Below are 14,761 nucleotides of genomic sequence, written 5' to 3'. Positions count from 1 at the left end.
CCGTCCGGAACCGATCAGGTCACCCCTTGGTGCCGCCCGCGGTCAGACCGCTGATCAGATGCCGCTCGGCGAACGCGTAGAAGATCAGCGCCGGCAGCATCGCCAGCATGACGAACGCCAGCACCTTCGCAGTGTCCGAAGCGAACTGCCCGCTGAACTGGGTCACACCCAGCGGCAGCGTCCACCACGTCGACTTCTGGAGCACCACCAGCGGCAGCAGGAACGAGTTCCAGGAACCGACCAGCGCGAGCACCGACACCGTCGCCAGCACCGGCCGCGACATCGGCAGCAGAATCCGGGTGAAGAACAGCCAAGGACCCGCGCCGTCGATCGTCGCCGCCTCCTCGACCTCGGCCGGAATCTGCCGGAAGAACGTGCGCAGAATGATGATCGTCAGCGGCAGACCGAACGCCGCCTGCGGCAGGATCACTCCGAACGGGCTGTTGAGCAGCTCGAACGTCCGCAAGATGATGAACAGCGGCAGCACCGCCACCGCGAACGGGAACATCATGCCCGCCGCGAACAGCGTGAACAGGCCCTCCCGGCCCCGGAACGCGAAGCGCGCGAACACGAACGCGATCATCGCCGAGCAGATGACCACGATGAACGTCGTCACCAGCGCGATGAACACCGAGCTGAAGAGCTGCTGCCAGAACGTGCCCGAAGCGAGCACGTCCGTGTAGTTCGCGGTGTTCCACGGAGCCGGCAGGCCCAGCGCGTTCTCGCGCAGCTGCTGGTTGTCCTTGAAACCGCCCAAGAGCGCGAACAGGATCGGCGTCGCCACGAACGCCGTCGTCACGAACGCCGCGATGTAGAAACCGGTGTGGCGCAGGATCCGCGCGCTGCGCATGGTGACCGTCATGAGCGTGTCCCCCCGGAGGTGGTGATCGACCCCTGGAGGTCGCGGTTCAGGACGAAACGCTGGTACAGCAGCGCGAACACGAGGCTGATCAGGAACATCGCGATCGACAGCGCCGAGGCGTACCCGATCTGGTTGCGCTGGAAGCCCTGCTCGTACATGGTGATCGCGAGCGTCTCGGAGGCGTGGAACGGCCCGCCGCCCGTGAGCACGTACACCAGGTCGAACAACTGCACCGCGCCGATGACGGAGAGGAACACGATCATCCGCGCGGTCGGGCCCATGAGCGGCAGCGTGATGTTCCGGAACGCCTGGCCCCTGGTGGCGCCGTCGATGGCCGCGGCCTCGTACAGCTCGTCAGGGATGTTCTGGCGCCCGGCCAGGAACAGGATCATGTGGAAGCCGAAGAACTTCCAGGTGAGGATGCCGAACACCACGAACATGATGATGTCGCGGTCCGACAGCCAGCCGATCTGGGCGTCGATGCCGAGGCTCCCCAGCAGCGAGTCCGCGAAACCGCGCCGCGGCGAGAACACCAGCCGGAACAGCACGGCCGTGACCGCCTCGGTGAGGACGTACGGCACGAAGAACAGCAGCCGGAACGCCGTGCGCCCTGGGAACCGCTGGTGCAGCAGCATCGCCAGGCCGAACGAGATCGGAAGCTGGACCACCAGGGACAGCACCACGATCAGGCCCAGGCGCCACAGGTCGCCCAGGAAGACCTCGTCCTTGAGCAGGGCCTGGAAGTTCTCCAGCCCCACGAACTCGGTCGGGACGCCGCCGAGGCCGTTCCAGCGGAAGAACGAGACGTACGCGGCGAACAGCACCGGCAGGATCACGAACAGCAGGAACAGCATCAGGCCGGGCACGATGAACGACGAGAGCGTCCCCGCTACCGGGGAGTCCCGAAGGGGCTCCTTGAGTGTCACCCCTCGGCCGCCCAGGCCTCGTTGACCATCGCCACGAAGTCCTCGGGCGTCAGCTGGCCCAGGAGCAGGCCCTCAGTGGCGTCGTTGATGACGCCGCCGATGGCCGGCGGGTACGCCTGGTCGAGGTACAGCTGCGTGCCGGTGGCGCTGGCGAGCGCGTCCACGACCTTCTGGGTGTCCTCGTTCATCTCCGGTGCGACCGACGCGGGGTCGGCGGCGACCGGGGTCAGGTTGCCCTCGGTGATGGCGCGGGAGTAGTTCTCGGGCTCCATGAAGTTGCACAGGAAGTCCAGGGCCGCGTCGGGCGCGTCAGCGGCGACCGCGTAGCCGTTGCCGCCGCCGAGGAACTCGGTGGCGGTGCCGACGCCGCCCTCGACCGTCGGGAACGGGAAGAACCCGAGGTTCTCGGGGCCTTCGGTGCCGGAGTTGTCGCGCTGGGCCTGCGGGGCCCACTGGCCCATGAGCTCCATGGCGGCGAGGCCCTCGCCCATGATGGCGGACTGGCCGTCGGCCTCGCCGTAGACGGCGGATTCGAAGCCGGGCTGGAAGGGCTCGAGGGCGGCGAGGTCGGCGACCATCTGGCCGGCCTGGACGAAGCCCTCGTCGGAGAAGTCCCCGGCTTCGGCTGCGGCGGCGAGGCCGTCGAGGCCGACGTTGCGCATCGCCAGGTAGGTCCAGTAGTAGTGGCCGGGCCACTTGTCGGCGCCGGCGAGGGCGATCGGCGTGATGTCGGCGGCCTTCAGGGCCTCGACGGCGGCCAGGAACTCGTCCCACGTGGCCGGGGGCGCACTGATGCCGGCCTGCTCGAAGAGGTCCATGTTGTACCAGAATCCGACGACCCCGGCGTCGAACGGCATGCCGTAGAGCTTGCCGTCGATCGTGTAGGGCTCCAAGGCGATCGGGTTGATCTGGTCGATGCAGTCGAGCTTGCCGGTGAGGTCCTGCACGAGGCCGGCCTCGACCTGTTCGGCGAGGACGCCGCCGCCCCAGGTGTGGAAGATGTCCGGCACGTCGCCGGACTGCGCGGCAGTGCCCATGCGGTCTTTGAACGCCTGGTTCTCGATGGGCTGGACGTCGATGGTGAGGTCGTTCGCGGCCTCGAAGTCGTCGGCGAACTCCTGCCAGGTCGACATGAGCGGGTCCTGGTTCTGGATGTGCCACCAGGTGAGATCGGCGTCGCTCTCGCCGCTGTCGCCGCACGCGGCGGCACTCAGCGCGAGCACTGCGGCCGTACCGGCCGCCATCAGCGCTCGTGGCCTGAGTAGGGGATTTCGCATCGTTGCTCGTCCTCTCGATGGAACTGAAGGGTGCCCGAAACTTTCGGAGAAAGTATCGGAAATTATCGATGCGGCCATACTACCCGCGAGCATTGCGAATGTGAAGAGGGTCTCTGTTATCGTGCGCCGTGCTGCATCAGACAGCATCGATGCAGGTCAATGGGAGGTTTTGTCGGGAAGGAAGGCGAAACGCCGAACGGCCGCCCCGGTGAACCGGGACGGCCGTCGAAAATCGGAGCGGGTGACGAGAATCGAACTCGCCTCTCAACCTTGGGAAGGTCGCATTCTACCAATGAACTACACCCGCGAACTCTGGCGAACAGAGCCGATCGAAGTATACAAGGCCGCCGCAGAAGGGCCCGAAGACCCCGCGGCGGCGCCGCCCGCGCGGCGCGGAGGCCGAGGTGGCGGGGCGGCGAAGCGAAGGGCCGGGCGGCCGCGACTCGCGTGGGCCGCCCGGCCCCTGTTGCGTGATCGGACCGCCTGCCGTGCGGCCCGAAGGTGATCAGGCCGCCTGCCGTGCGGCCCTAAGGTGATCGGGCCGCCTGCCATGCGGCCCTGAGGGTGTGCGGCGGGTGCTACTCCCAGCCCGCCAGGACCGCTTCGATGGTCTCGTCGAACTCCGCGACCTCGCCGTACACGCCCGGGTTGCCCGCCTCGGCGCAGCCGTAGCCCCAGCTGACGATGCCCACGAGGACCTGGTCCTCACCGGCCGGGCTCATGATCGGACCGCCCGAGTCGCCCTGGCACGAGTCCACGCCGCCGTTCTCGAGGTCGCCGGCGCACAGCATCGAGGCCGCGTCGACCTCGTCCGGGTAGGCCGCCTCGCAGTCGGCGTCGCTCACGAACGGCACCTCGACCCACTGCGCGGTGGTCGGGAAGCCCTCGCCGGTGTCGCCCCAGCCCGCGGTCTCGAGGGCGTCGAACTCCTCGACCTCGGTGCCCAGCGCGATCGGCTCGACGTCGACCGGCTCGGCGAGCTTGAGCAGCGCCCAGTCGTTCGCCATCGCGATGGGGTCGTTGTAGTCCTCGGCGACGTGAAGGTCCGCGACCGCGGTCTCCACGACGTCCTCGGACTCGAGGTCGATCGCGCCGGAGAAGACGACGAGGTCCGCGGCGGCGGACTCCTCGACGCAGTGCGCGGCGGTGAGGACCACGTCTTCGGCGATCACCGTGCCGCCGCAGAACTGGCGCTCGTAGGCCGTGCCCTCGCCGGGGGAGCCGAGGCCGACCAGCCAGGGGTACTGGCCCTCGGCGACGTCGCCGCCGCCGATGATCTGGGCTTCGAAGTCGCCCTTGGTGTCGACGGGCTCCGCGTTGGCCGCGATGCCCGTCCACGCGATGGCGGCGGCGCCGAGACCTGCGGCGACGCCCGCGCCGAGACGGATCAGATGCTTCCTCTTTCTGTCCACTGTGAATCCTTTCGGGGTGGATGTGAGGGTTGGGCCGTTTGGCCGTCCTAGACCGAAAGACGCAGTGAGAGAGTTTCACGGTTGCTTGCGGCTTAAAGAAGTTATTTCAGTGAATAGTGGCATTCGTTCACGGCAACGGAAACGGCCGGACAGGCGAACGCCTGTCCGGCCGTGAGCCGAGGAACCGGTCTACTCCCGCTCGGAGCGGAGCTCCTTGCCGAGGTGGATCGAGCCGTCCGTGCACGCGTAGAACCCGAACGGGGTCACCGGCGCGTACCCGAGCACGCCGTACATCGCGACGGCCTCGGGCTGGCGCGGCCCGGTCTCGAGGATGACCCGCTTGCGGCCCGCCGCCGCGGCGGACGCCTCGACCGCGGCCACGATGAGGCTCGCGAGCCCCTGGCGCCGGGCGCTCTCGCGCACGTAGACCCGCTTCATCTCCGCATCCTCCTCATGGGAGCGCCAGCCGCCGCAGCCGGCGGGCTCGCCGGACTCGTCGAAGGCCACGATGAAGTCGCCGTTCGGCGGATGGAAGTCGTCCTCGCCCAGCTGCGTCTCGTCGCCGCCGCCGTAGCGGCGCACGTACTCCTGCTGGATCTCGGCGCACAGCAACTGCGCCACCGGGCTGTCGAACCGGGTCCTCGAAAGCGTGAATTGCACGCGTTCAACTTTGACATGGCGCACTTGCCGGTGCCAGAGCCGTGCATCACGCGAAGTCCCGCCCAAAGCGGGCGGAAACCGGCCGATCGGCCGAGGTGCGAACCGGCCGTTCGGCGGCTGCGGCCGACCGAACGCACAGACTTCGCGCTCACCGCTCCGGCAGCGTCCTCCAAGGCCGGTATCGCGCTCGCGACCATTACGATCTTCACATCGGCGATGTGAAAATCGGGTCCGGCGTCCCGGGCGCCCCGTCGCCTTCGAACGCACGCGTGCGCGCGATCCCTCCGGCCCCGGCCGGGCGCGCCCGGGGTTCGGGCCCGCCCGCGCCCGCATCAGTGCGGGAGCTTCTGCGAACGCGCGGGCGACCCGGCCGCGATCCGGTAGGAAGGAGGCATTCACCCATATGCGCACTATGCAGCGACGGAGGCCCCAGATGGCCCGCGCTGACCGCTGGAACGGCTGGTCGGCGCCCTCGGTGCGAACGGCGTTCACCGCCGCGTTCGCGGTCGTGGTGGTCCTGGTCGGGCTGCGCCTGACCGTGCGCGACGAGTCCCACGCGGTCTCGTGGCTGGCACTGCCTCCGCTGGCGGCCTCGGCGTTCCTGCCGTGGCGCTGGGTGGCCGGGGTCGGGCTCGCGAGCATGGCGGCGGCCTTCGCCTACCTCTGGATCCTGTACGACTTCGCGATGGACGGCGTGGCCTCGCACGGCGTGGACTTCCTGGTCGTGGCCGTGGCCGTGGTGATCTCGGCGGCGGTCGCGATCGTGCGCGAACGCGACGACGAGCGGATGAAGCGGCTGACGCAGCTCGCCTCGGTCGTGCAGCAGGCGATCCTGCGGCCGATCGGGGAGCGCTTGGGGCCCTTCGACATCGCGGCCCGGTACGTCTCGGCGCGCTCGGGCGCGGAGATCGGCGGGGACCTCTACGAGGCCCTGAACACCGACTACGGGGTGCGGATCATCATCGGGGACGTGCGCGGGAAGGGCCTGGACGCGGTGCGGCTCTCCTCCACGGTGCTCGGCTCGTACCGGCACGTGGCGTTCGAACGCTCCGACCAGCGGTGCATGGTCAACGACCTGGACCACGCGGTGGCGCGCAACGCCGGCGACGAGGACTTCGTGACCGCGATCCTGCTGCAGGAGCGCGGCGGGACCCTGGAGATCATGAACTGCGGGCACCCGCCGCCGATGCTGGTGCGCGACGGGGTGGCCACCTACCTGGAGCCCGAATCGATGGCGCCGCCGCTGGGATTGAGCCCTTCGGCGCGGGAGCTGACGGTGCGGCTGCAGCCGGGGGACCGGATCTTCCTGTACACGGACGGCCTGGCGGAGGCGCGCAAGGACGGGGAGTTCTTCCCGATCAAGGAGCGGGCCTGGAGCCTCATCGGGCACGGCAACGTGGGCGACGGCCTGGCGTCCCTGGAGTCGGCGCTGCGCCGCTGGGTGGGCGGCCCGCTGACCGACGACATCGCGCTGCTGCTGCTGGACTACCGGCCCGACACGGGCTGAGCGCGCCCTAGTCGGGCTTGGCGAGGCGGCACCGGCGCAGGTGCCGCATCCGCGAGATCGCCTTGCGGCGCTTGGTGAACCGGACCGGGAGGCGGGGATGGGAGTTCACTGCGCCCCTTCCTCGGCCATCGCGGGGACGGGCACGGCGACGCGGAAGACCCGGTGCAGGACGGGGCGGACGCGGCGGTGGCGTCCGATATAGGAGGGTCGCGCGCGGGTGGCGATGCGATCGGCGACGGCTCGGATCATGGGGTGCTCCCGGTGGTTCGCACAGGCGGTCGGTCATACGGTTCAACGAGGCACGGGTGCGCAGGTTACGGCAGCGGACCCCAAGTCTCGGAACGCTCACCCGATCGATGGAGTCAGCGGTGTCGGAGCAGTCGGAAATCGGACTCGATTTTTCCTGGAAAGACACTTTCCCCGGACATCGCGGCGCGGCATACTTGAGCTTGCTACTGACGGGTAATATGATGAGGGTTACCACCGAGTAATGGAGGACCCGCAATGACGCACTTCCGCCACAACCTTCGAGACCTGGAGTTCAACCTCTTCGAGGTCTTCGGAGCGGACAAGATTCTCGACGACCCCGCCTTCGCCGACCTCGACGTGGCGACCGCCCGCGAGATCCTGACCGAACTGGCGCGCCTGTCCCAGGACGAGCTCGCCGGCGGCTGGGTAGAGGGCGACCGCAACCCGCCCGTGTTCGACCCCTCGAACCACTCGGTGACGCTCCCCGAGTCGTTCAAGAAGTCCTACAAGGCGTTCATCGACGCCGAGTACTGGCGCCTCGACCTCCCCGAGGTCCTCGGCGGCACCATGGCCCCCCGCACGCTCTGGTGGTCGCTGGCCGAACTCGTGCTCGGCGCCAACCCGGCGCTGTGGATGTACGCCGCGGGCTCCTCCTTCGCGCACACCGCGTACATCGAGGGCACCCCCGAGCAGCAGGAATGGGCCAAGTTCTTCGTCGAGAAGGGCTGGGGCGCCACGATGGTCCTCACCGAGCCCGACGCGGGCTCCGACGTGGGCGCCGGTACCACCAAGGCCTACAAGCAGCCCGACGGCTCCTGGCACATCGAGGGCGTCAAGCGCTTCATCACCTCGGGCGACCAGGACATGACCGAGAACATCATCCACTACGTCCTCGCCCGCCCCGTGGGCGAAGAGGGCGTCGGCGGACCCGGCACCAAGGGCCTCAGCCTGTTCATGGTGCCCAAGTACCTGTTCGACTCGGCCACCGGCGAGCTCGGCGAGCGCAACGGCGTCAACGTCACCAACCTCGAGCACAAGATGGGCCTCAAGGTCTCGGCCACCGCCGAACTCACCTTCGGCGAGAAGGCCCCCGCGAAGGGCTGGCTCCTCGGCGAGAAGCACGAGGGCATCCGCCAGATGTTCCTCATCATCGAGTACGCGCGGATGATGGTGGGCACCAAGGCTATCGCCACGCTCTCCACCGGCTACCTCAACGCGCTCGACTACGCGAAGAGCCGCATCCAGGGCCCGGACATGCTCAAGATGTCGGACAAGGCCTCGCCCCGCGTGCCGATCATCAAGCACCCGGACGTGCGCCGCTCGCTGCTCATGCAGAAGAGCTACGCCGAGGGCCTGCGCGCGCTCGTCGCGTACACCGCCTCCTGGCAGGACAAGTCCCGCCTGGCCGAGCTCGGCGGCGACGAGGAGGCGGCCGAGACCGCGAAGAAGGTCAACGACCTCCTCCTCCCGGTCGTCAAGGGCTGCGGCTCCGAGCGGGCGTACCAGCTGCTCAGTGACGAAGCGCTGCAGACGTTCGGCGGCTCCGGCTACCTCCAGGACTACCCGCTCGAGCAGTACGTGCGCGACGCCAAGATCGACACGCTGTACGAGGGCACCACCGCGATCCAGAGCCTCGACTTCCTGTTCCGCAAGATCATCAAGGACAACGGCGAGTCGCTCATGGTCGTCGCGGGCGAGATCATGGAATCCACGCAGGACGGCCACGCGGAGCTCGAGGACGTGCGCGGCCGGGTGCTGCGCGCGCTCGGCGACGTGCAGGGCATCCTCGAGGCGCTCCAGCCGGCGCTGATGGCCGCGATGGGCGACGAGCCCCGCGAGCTGTACAAGACCGGGCTGCACTCGCGCCGCCTGCTCCTGGCCGTGGGCGACCTCCTGGTCGGCTGGCTCCTGCTGCGGCAGGCCGAGATCGCCCAGAACAAGCTGGACGAGGGCGCCGACGACGACTTCTACCGCGGCAAGGTCGCGGCGGCCAAGTTCTTCTCCAAGGAGGTCCTCCCGCGCCTCACCGCCGACCGCAAGGTCGTCGAGGCCGCGGACCTGACCCCCATGGACCTGCCGGACGAGGCCTTCTAGACGGGCCCCGCTCAACGGTCACAGCTCGACGTCCGCCCGCGCTTTTCGGCGCGGGCGGACGTCGTTCCGAGCCGGCTCTCTCGTACCGCTCGGACGCCGGTGGGCGACCCGCGCCGCACGCACACCGCCGGCGCTCGGCCGGTGCCGCACCCGCAATGCCGCCACTTTCGGGTGACATTCCGGCTCGGAGGCCCGATCGCGCGGATGTTCTGTCAGACCCGGATGCGACGCTGGCCGCAGTCCCCTCTTGGGTGGGCGGGGGATAGGGACGGTCCGTAACGGTCCGGGCCACAAGCTGGCGCACACCACCCCTCACCAGGCAAGACGCGTCTACATCGTCGGGTCGAAGGTCCCGATGTCGAAGAAGACCGCCGCCTCGTCGTCGCCGCTCGTCATCTCCGCGAGCGCCGCGTCCAGGCCGTACAGGGTCCCGCGCAGGTACTGCAGGTTCCGCCACATCGCCGCGTGGAACTCCAGGTACTGCCCGGTCGCGTTCGCCGCCGCGCCCGGCGCGGTGCCGAACGCCGGCGCCCGGCTCAGCGTCCCGGTCGCCATCACCGGCAGCAGCTCGCTCTCCAGCTCGTCGATCAGCTCCACCAGGAACTGCCGGTACTCGCCGATCGCCTCAGGGTCGAACACCCGATCCGCCATGGCCCTGCCTCCGCTCGCCTAGTTGTAGGGGTCTTCTCGCGGCGGGACCCAGCCCCACGCGTTGTCGGTCTCGCGCCGCGCCAGGTGCTGCGGCGTCTCCTTCTCGTCGTCGGTCTTCTTGTCCCCGTCCGAACGCTCCGAAGGCTTCCCGCCCTTGCCCGGCGCGCCGCCCGTGTGCTGCGTCTGGAACAGGCCGGGGCCTCTTCCGCCGCCCGACGAACTCGTCGTCGTGGCGGCGGTCGTCGGCTGGGCCAGCGCCGGGCCGAACAGGCCCTGCGGCACACCGCCCGTCGCGCCCGGCAGCACGGCACCGCCCACGCGGCCGCCGCTGCCGAACGAGCCGCCGCCGGTGCCCCCGGGCCCGCCTCCGAAACCGCTGCCGCCGCTCGCGAGGCCGCCGGAGACCTCCTCGTCCTCGTCCGCGTCCGCTTCCTCGGTCTCCCAAGGCGTCTCCTCCGCCTTCACCGACCCGTCCCCGCCCGGGGGGACCGGGCTCGGGTCCTGCGTCGCCTGCGGCGGGACCGGCGCGGCGGGCTGCTCCGCCTCCGGCACCGCCAGATCCATATAGGACTCCTCGGCGCTGACCGGGTACGGGCGGTCCGCTCCGGTGGTCCGCACCGCCTCCAGCTCCGCGCTCTGCCCGTCACGCTTCTGCGCGATCGCCTCGTCGATCGCCGCCTGCCGCTCCACGTACGCCGCCAGCTCGGCCGCCACCCGCTCCGAGAAGACCTCCTTCGCCTCCTCGCCCACGACCGCCCGCACATCGGCCACCAGCGCCCCCAGGCCCGAGAGCTGCTGCCCCACACGCTCTTCGATGAACTCCCGCACCTCGGTCGCCAGCCCCGGGTCGGCCCCCGCCAGCTCCAGGGCCTTCTCGGCCTCCTCGCAGGTCATGGTGATGCAGTCCCCGTGCCAGAAGGCCGGGCGCACATGCAGCGCCACCAGGGCCGACCACTCGCCCTCGGTCCCGACCATCGGTGCGGGATAAGGGATCTCGCCCGAGTCGCCGCCCTGCAGCGTGTACATCGCCGCCTCCCGGGAGGCCAGCTCGGTGACGGTGGCCTCGATGTCGTCGAGCGCGCCCTCCACCAGGGTCCGCGCCTCGCCGGCCTGCGCCGCGAACGCATCGAAGTCCTCCCCTGCCCAGCCCTCGGCGAGCACTGCGAGCTTCGACTTGAACCGCTCCGGCCACGTCCCCAGCCGCGACCCGATCTCATCCGTCCACCCGGTCCGCAAGCGCTGCAACGAGAACGCGTCCGCGTCCTCCGGCCGCACCGCCGTCACCGCCGCCCGGAAGTCCTCCTCCGTCGGGTACGCCATGCCCTCGCACCGCGGCTTGAACCGGTCCCGCTGCCCCTCCACCGGCACCGCCGACACCAACTGCACCCACGCCTCCTCGGCCGGGTGCGCCCCAGGGTGCGGGCACTGCGCCGCGGAGCAGCCGGCGCGGTCCCCCGAAGCGAGCGCCGAAGCATCGCCGAAGCTGAGCGTGAACTCGAACGTCGGCAGTTCCGGCGAACCGGCGGCAGCGGCCCAGTCCCCACCGTCGTCGAAAAGCGCATCGGTCATCGGCGGCGCACCTCCTCACGTGACGGCCCGGAACCCGGGCCTCGTTTGCGTGTGCGGCCAATGGAAAGCGCCGCCGTCACGAAACCGTCATGGGTTGATCAAGTGCGCGCCGGGACCGACCCGTGACAGGGCGCGCGACAGTACTTCGGACGCCGCCGGGCGTCCGCCCGCGAGGGCGTCGACACCTCGGAGAAGGAGGAGCCCATGACCGTGCACATGGACGTTGACGATGTGCGAACGGGCGGCACCGGCCTGCGCGACCTGGCCCCCGACAGCCAGGCCGCGTCCAGGCGGGTGGAGCGCCCGGCGGCGACCGCGGCCGAGGGCAACGCCGGCTTCGCCACCGGCGAGGCGGGCCGCCGCTGGCAGACCGCGCTCGCCGCCGTCTCCACCGGCATCGAGCGCCGCCTCGCCTGGCAGGGCGACCAGGTCGTTGGCAGCGCCGACGACCTCGACGCCGCCGACAAGGAGATGAGCTCCCGGTTCGGCGGCATCCAGAGCCAGATCACGACCACGCCGAAGCCTTAGGAGGACCCCATGCCCAGTTACCAGGACGCGCTCTCGGCCCAGCCCTCGGAGTTCCTCGCCTACGCCTCCGAGATGACGGCGGCCGCAACGGACCTCGCGACCCAGCAGACCGACTACGGCACCAAGGTCGCCGAGATCAACAGCCACTGGAGGGACACCGCGAACGACGCCTTCAACGGCGAGGTCGGGGCCGTCAACGCCCACATCACGCAGGTCATCGGCGAGGTCGCCGCCACTGCGGGCGGCCTCGCGGGGACGGCCGCGCAGATGCTCGTCGAGTGCACCGGCCTCAAGGCCGCCGACGCCGCGCTCAAGGCGATCGGCTTCGACATCCAGCCCGCCCCGATGGTGACGCTCGGCCCGGCGCAGCGCACCGCGATCGCCATGGCCGGCCCGTTCGGCGGCATCCTCGAGGCGGCCCTCCAGGCGCAGGCGATGGCCGGGACGCTCGGCCTCCAGACCCTCACCTCGCTCATCAACGCCGCGGACGCTGCCGCCGGCGCGGCCCTCACGCAGGCGGCCGAGCTCCTGAAGCCGTTGGAGGACAAGTCGAACCCGGCCAAGGACATGGAGTCCCACCAGGCCGCGGAGGACCACTCGGGCGCCGGCGCTGAGGAATCGAGCGAGGAGGAGTCCGAAGAGGAGGAGAAGAAGGAGGAAGAGGAGCAGCAGGAAGAGGAGGCGGAGCAGGAGGAGCAGCAAGCGGAACAGCAGCAGAACCAGACGCCGCAGGACGCCCAGCAGTCCACCATGCCCGAGACTCCTTCCGGCATGGAGGATCTGGCCCAGCCTGAGATGCCCGACCTCGACAATCCTTGGGACGCTGCCGAACTCGATGAGCCCGAGCTCCCCTCGGGCGGTCTCGCCTCAGGTGGCGGCGGCCTCGGCGGCGGCATGGGCGGCGGGGCCGGCGGCCTGGGTTCGGGCGGACTCAGCGGTGCCGCGACCCCTGCCGGTGGCGGTATGGGCGCCGGGGCGATGGTCGGCGCTTCGGCCGGAGGCGCCCCGACCGGTGCCGGTGCCAAGCCCGGTGCGGGCGGCATGATGGGCGGCGGCGGACGCGGCGGCGGGGCGAACCAGGACAACGAGGTCGAGCGCGAATCGCTCCTGACCGAGGACCCGGAAGAGGACGTCTGGGGCATCGGCAGTGAGGACGACCAGTACGCCTAGGCAGGCGAGTGTCAACCGTAGTTGACGATTCGGAGATCGTCAACTACGGTTGACGTATGGCAGACGACAAGTTCACCGCACTCGCGGAAGGCGAACCCGACCCGCTGCGGGGCCTGCAGGCCGTGCGGCTCATGCGCACCGAGGCCGAGCGCCTCGAATCGGTCATGGTCCGCCGCGCCCGCCACAACGGCGCGAGCTGGGCCCAGATCGCCACCGTCCTCGGCGTCTCGAAGCAGGCGGTCCACAAGAAGCACGGCGGCAAGGGCCGCTGACCGGCCCGCCCGCACTGGCGGCCGTGGCCGCCAGTGCGGGCGCGGCCACGGCCTCAGCGCTCGCTCACTCCACGCCGGGGCAGCTCAGGCCGTCCTCCGGGACCTTCAGGTCGATGAAGTAGGCGTCGATCGCCTCGTCCAGGCACGGCGTCTTCAGCCCGTACGCGGTGTGGCCGTAGCCCTCGTACGTCACCAGGGCGCTGCCGGTCTGCTCGGCGACGCTCTCCGACCACGGGTAGACGGTCGCATAGTCGTGCACCGTGCCCACCAGCACGATTGTCGGTGCGCCCTCGATGTCAAGCGGCCCTTGGGGGTTGGTCGGCTCGATGCCCGAGCCGGAGCAGAACAGCGGCAGGCCCGCGTACGGGCTCCACTCGGTGACCGGGTACTCCTCGGCGAGGCGGCTCATCATCGCGTCCCACTCGGCGAACTCGTCGATGCGGAAGTCCCAGTCCTGGCAGAACATCGGCATCTCCGGGAACTGCCGCACGGCCTCAGCTGCCGCCTCCTCGGCCGGAGCGACGAGCGCTGCGGGTGCGGCGGTCTCGTCGCGCATCGCGCGCAGCCCCTCGGCCAGCGCGGGCCAGGCCTCGGGCTGGTTGGCGGCGAACGCGAAACGGGTCAGGCCGAAGAAGTCGAGCGGCGCGCCGGTGCCCGGGTCGGTCAGCTCGCCCGCCCGCGCCCGGTCCTGCAGCTCCTCGTAGACCCCGACCGTGCCCGCGCCGTGCAGTGTGCAGTCCACTGTGGTGTCGCACCACTGCGCGAACTCGCCGAAGTTCTGCTCGAACGCGGCGGTGCCGGCGCTGATGAACTCCCACATCGAGCGCTGCGAGTGGTCCTGGTTCCCGTCCAGCACCATCGTGCGGATGCGCCCGGGGTACCGCTCGGCGTACTGCTGGCCCATCAAGGTGCCGTACGAGAACCCGAGGTAGTTCAGGTCGCCTTCGCCGATCGCGCGCCTGATCCGCTCGATGTCCTCGACGACGTGCAGGTTGTCGGCGTGGTCGAAGAGGGGGCCGGTGAGTTCCCGGCAGGAGTCGGCGGTCGCCCCGCTGAGCTCCAGCTGTGCCGCGAACGCGGCCTCGGTGGTGGGGATCGGGTTGGACTGGAGCGCGTCGGCGAGGCCGGCGTCGCAGTTGATCGGGGTGCTGCCTCCGACGCCGCGGGGGTCGAACCCGATGAGGTCGAACCGCTCGGCCGCGTCCGCGGCGAGCGCGTACTCGCCGTTGATCACGTCCTGGACGCCGGAGCCGCCCGGCCCGCCGGGGTCCATGAGGATCGACCCGATGCGCTCGTCGGGGTTCGAGGCGGGGCGGCGCGCGAGCGCGATCTCGATCCGCTTCCCGCGCGGCTTCGCGTAGTCGAGCGGCACTTCGATGGTGGCGCAGTCGAACTCGGGGGCCTCGGCGCACGGCCGCCAATCGATGCCCCGATGGTCGGCGCCGTCGGTCCCGGCGATCGCCGCACCGGGCACGAGCGCGAGGACCGAGGCCGCCGCGACGCCCGCGGCTATGAGGTGTCTGCTGGTGGTTCGCATGACTCGGACGCTATGCCGGATCAGTGCCCGCGGCATTGCAGCCAGCC

Annotated in this window: 14 protein-coding genes and 1 tRNA gene; 5 read left to right on the top strand and 10 right to left on the bottom strand. The window is 70.2% G+C overall.

What is annotated here, in order from left to right; translation table 11 throughout:
- Positions 1-19 precede the first annotated feature (19 nt).
- The 6 genes from QWI33_RS13805 to QWI33_RS13780 form a co-directional block, all read right to left on the bottom strand.
- Positions 20-862, bottom strand: coding sequence for a carbohydrate ABC transporter permease (locus tag QWI33_RS13805; RefSeq protein WP_289957720.1), 843 nt, complete (start codon positions 860-862; stop codon positions 20-22).
- Positions 859-1,788, bottom strand: coding sequence for a carbohydrate ABC transporter permease (locus QWI33_RS13800; RefSeq protein WP_289957719.1), 930 nt, complete (start codon positions 1,786-1,788; stop codon positions 859-861). Before QWI33_RS13800 ends, QWI33_RS13805 begins: the two co-directional genes overlap by 4 nt.
- On the bottom strand, positions 1,785-3,032 hold the full coding sequence (locus tag QWI33_RS13795) for an extracellular solute-binding protein (protein ID WP_289957718.1): 1,248 nt from the start codon (positions 3,030-3,032) through the stop codon (positions 1,785-1,787). The genes QWI33_RS13800 and QWI33_RS13795 overlap by 4 nt, the downstream gene beginning before the upstream one ends.
- Positions 3,033-3,301: 269 nt before the next feature.
- Positions 3,302-3,372: transfer RNA gene (locus QWI33_RS13790), tRNA-Gly, on the bottom strand.
- Between the two features lie 271 nt (positions 3,373-3,643).
- Positions 3,644-4,477 (bottom strand): S1 family serine peptidase, encoded by an 834-nt coding sequence (locus tag QWI33_RS13785; protein ID WP_289957717.1) that lies wholly within the window; start codon positions 4,475-4,477, stop codon positions 3,644-3,646.
- A gap of 189 nt (positions 4,478-4,666) precedes the next feature.
- On the bottom strand, positions 4,667-5,137 hold the full coding sequence (locus QWI33_RS13780) for a GNAT family N-acetyltransferase (protein ID WP_289957716.1): 471 nt from the start codon (positions 5,135-5,137) through the stop codon (positions 4,667-4,669).
- 433 nt (positions 5,138-5,570) lie between these two features.
- Between QWI33_RS13780 and QWI33_RS13775 the strand changes: the two genes are divergently transcribed.
- On the top strand, positions 5,571-6,644 hold the full coding sequence (locus tag QWI33_RS13775; RefSeq protein WP_289957715.1) for a PP2C family protein-serine/threonine phosphatase: 1,074 nt from the start codon (positions 5,571-5,573) through the stop codon (positions 6,642-6,644).
- A gap of 105 nt (positions 6,645-6,749) precedes the next feature.
- On the opposite strand, the gene QWI33_RS13770 is transcribed toward QWI33_RS13775, so the two are convergent.
- Positions 6,750-6,893 carry a hypothetical protein gene (locus QWI33_RS13770; RefSeq protein ID WP_289957714.1) on the bottom strand — a complete coding sequence of 48 codons (144 nt, stop codon included), beginning with the start codon at positions 6,891-6,893 and terminating at the stop codon, positions 6,750-6,752.
- Positions 6,894-7,148: 255 nt separating this feature from the next.
- Between QWI33_RS13770 and QWI33_RS13765 the strand changes: the two genes are divergently transcribed.
- Complete coding sequence (locus QWI33_RS13765; RefSeq protein WP_289957713.1) at positions 7,149-8,987, top strand: acyl-CoA dehydrogenase; 1,839 nt, start codon at positions 7,149-7,151, stop codon at positions 8,985-8,987.
- Between the two features lie 330 nt (positions 8,988-9,317).
- Here QWI33_RS13765 and QWI33_RS13760 read toward each other — a convergent pair whose 3' ends face one another.
- Both QWI33_RS13760 and QWI33_RS13755 read right to left on the bottom strand, forming a co-directional pair.
- On the bottom strand, positions 9,318-9,638 hold the full coding sequence (locus QWI33_RS13760; RefSeq protein WP_289957712.1) for a hypothetical protein: 321 nt from the start codon (positions 9,636-9,638) through the stop codon (positions 9,318-9,320).
- An 18-nt stretch (positions 9,639-9,656) separates the two neighbouring features.
- Positions 9,657-11,207, bottom strand: coding sequence for a hypothetical protein (locus QWI33_RS13755; protein ID WP_289957711.1), 1,551 nt, complete (start codon positions 11,205-11,207; stop codon positions 9,657-9,659).
- Positions 11,208-11,411: 204 nt separating this feature from the next.
- Here QWI33_RS13755 and QWI33_RS13750 point away from each other — a divergent pair, with 204 nt between their 5' ends.
- Genes QWI33_RS13750 through QWI33_RS13740 form a run of 3 tightly spaced genes read left to right on the top strand, consistent with a single transcriptional unit; the run spans position 11,412 to position 13,177 of the window.
- Positions 11,412-11,735 (top strand): hypothetical protein, encoded by a 324-nt coding sequence (locus QWI33_RS13750; protein WP_289957710.1) that lies wholly within the window; start codon positions 11,412-11,414, stop codon positions 11,733-11,735.
- Between the two features lie 9 nt (positions 11,736-11,744).
- Positions 11,745-12,905: a hypothetical protein gene (locus tag QWI33_RS13745; protein ID WP_289957709.1), complete on the top strand. Its 1,161-nt coding sequence runs from the start codon at positions 11,745-11,747 to the stop codon at positions 12,903-12,905.
- Between the two features lie 56 nt (positions 12,906-12,961).
- On the top strand, positions 12,962-13,177 hold the full coding sequence (locus QWI33_RS13740) for a helix-turn-helix domain-containing protein (protein ID WP_289957708.1): 216 nt from the start codon (positions 12,962-12,964) through the stop codon (positions 13,175-13,177).
- Between the two features lie 64 nt (positions 13,178-13,241).
- On the opposite strand, the gene QWI33_RS13735 is transcribed toward QWI33_RS13740, so the two are convergent.
- The gene (locus QWI33_RS13735; protein WP_289957707.1) at positions 13,242-14,714 is read right to left on the bottom strand and encodes an alpha/beta hydrolase; all 1,473 of its coding nucleotides are present in this window, start codon (positions 14,712-14,714) and stop codon (positions 13,242-13,244) included.
- Positions 14,715-14,761 lie beyond the last annotated feature (47 nt).

It is taken from the genome of Glycomyces tritici (genome assembly GCF_030403505.1).
Note: the sequence above shows the minus strand (reverse complement) of the source record. Positions and strands in the feature narration are given on the sequence as shown.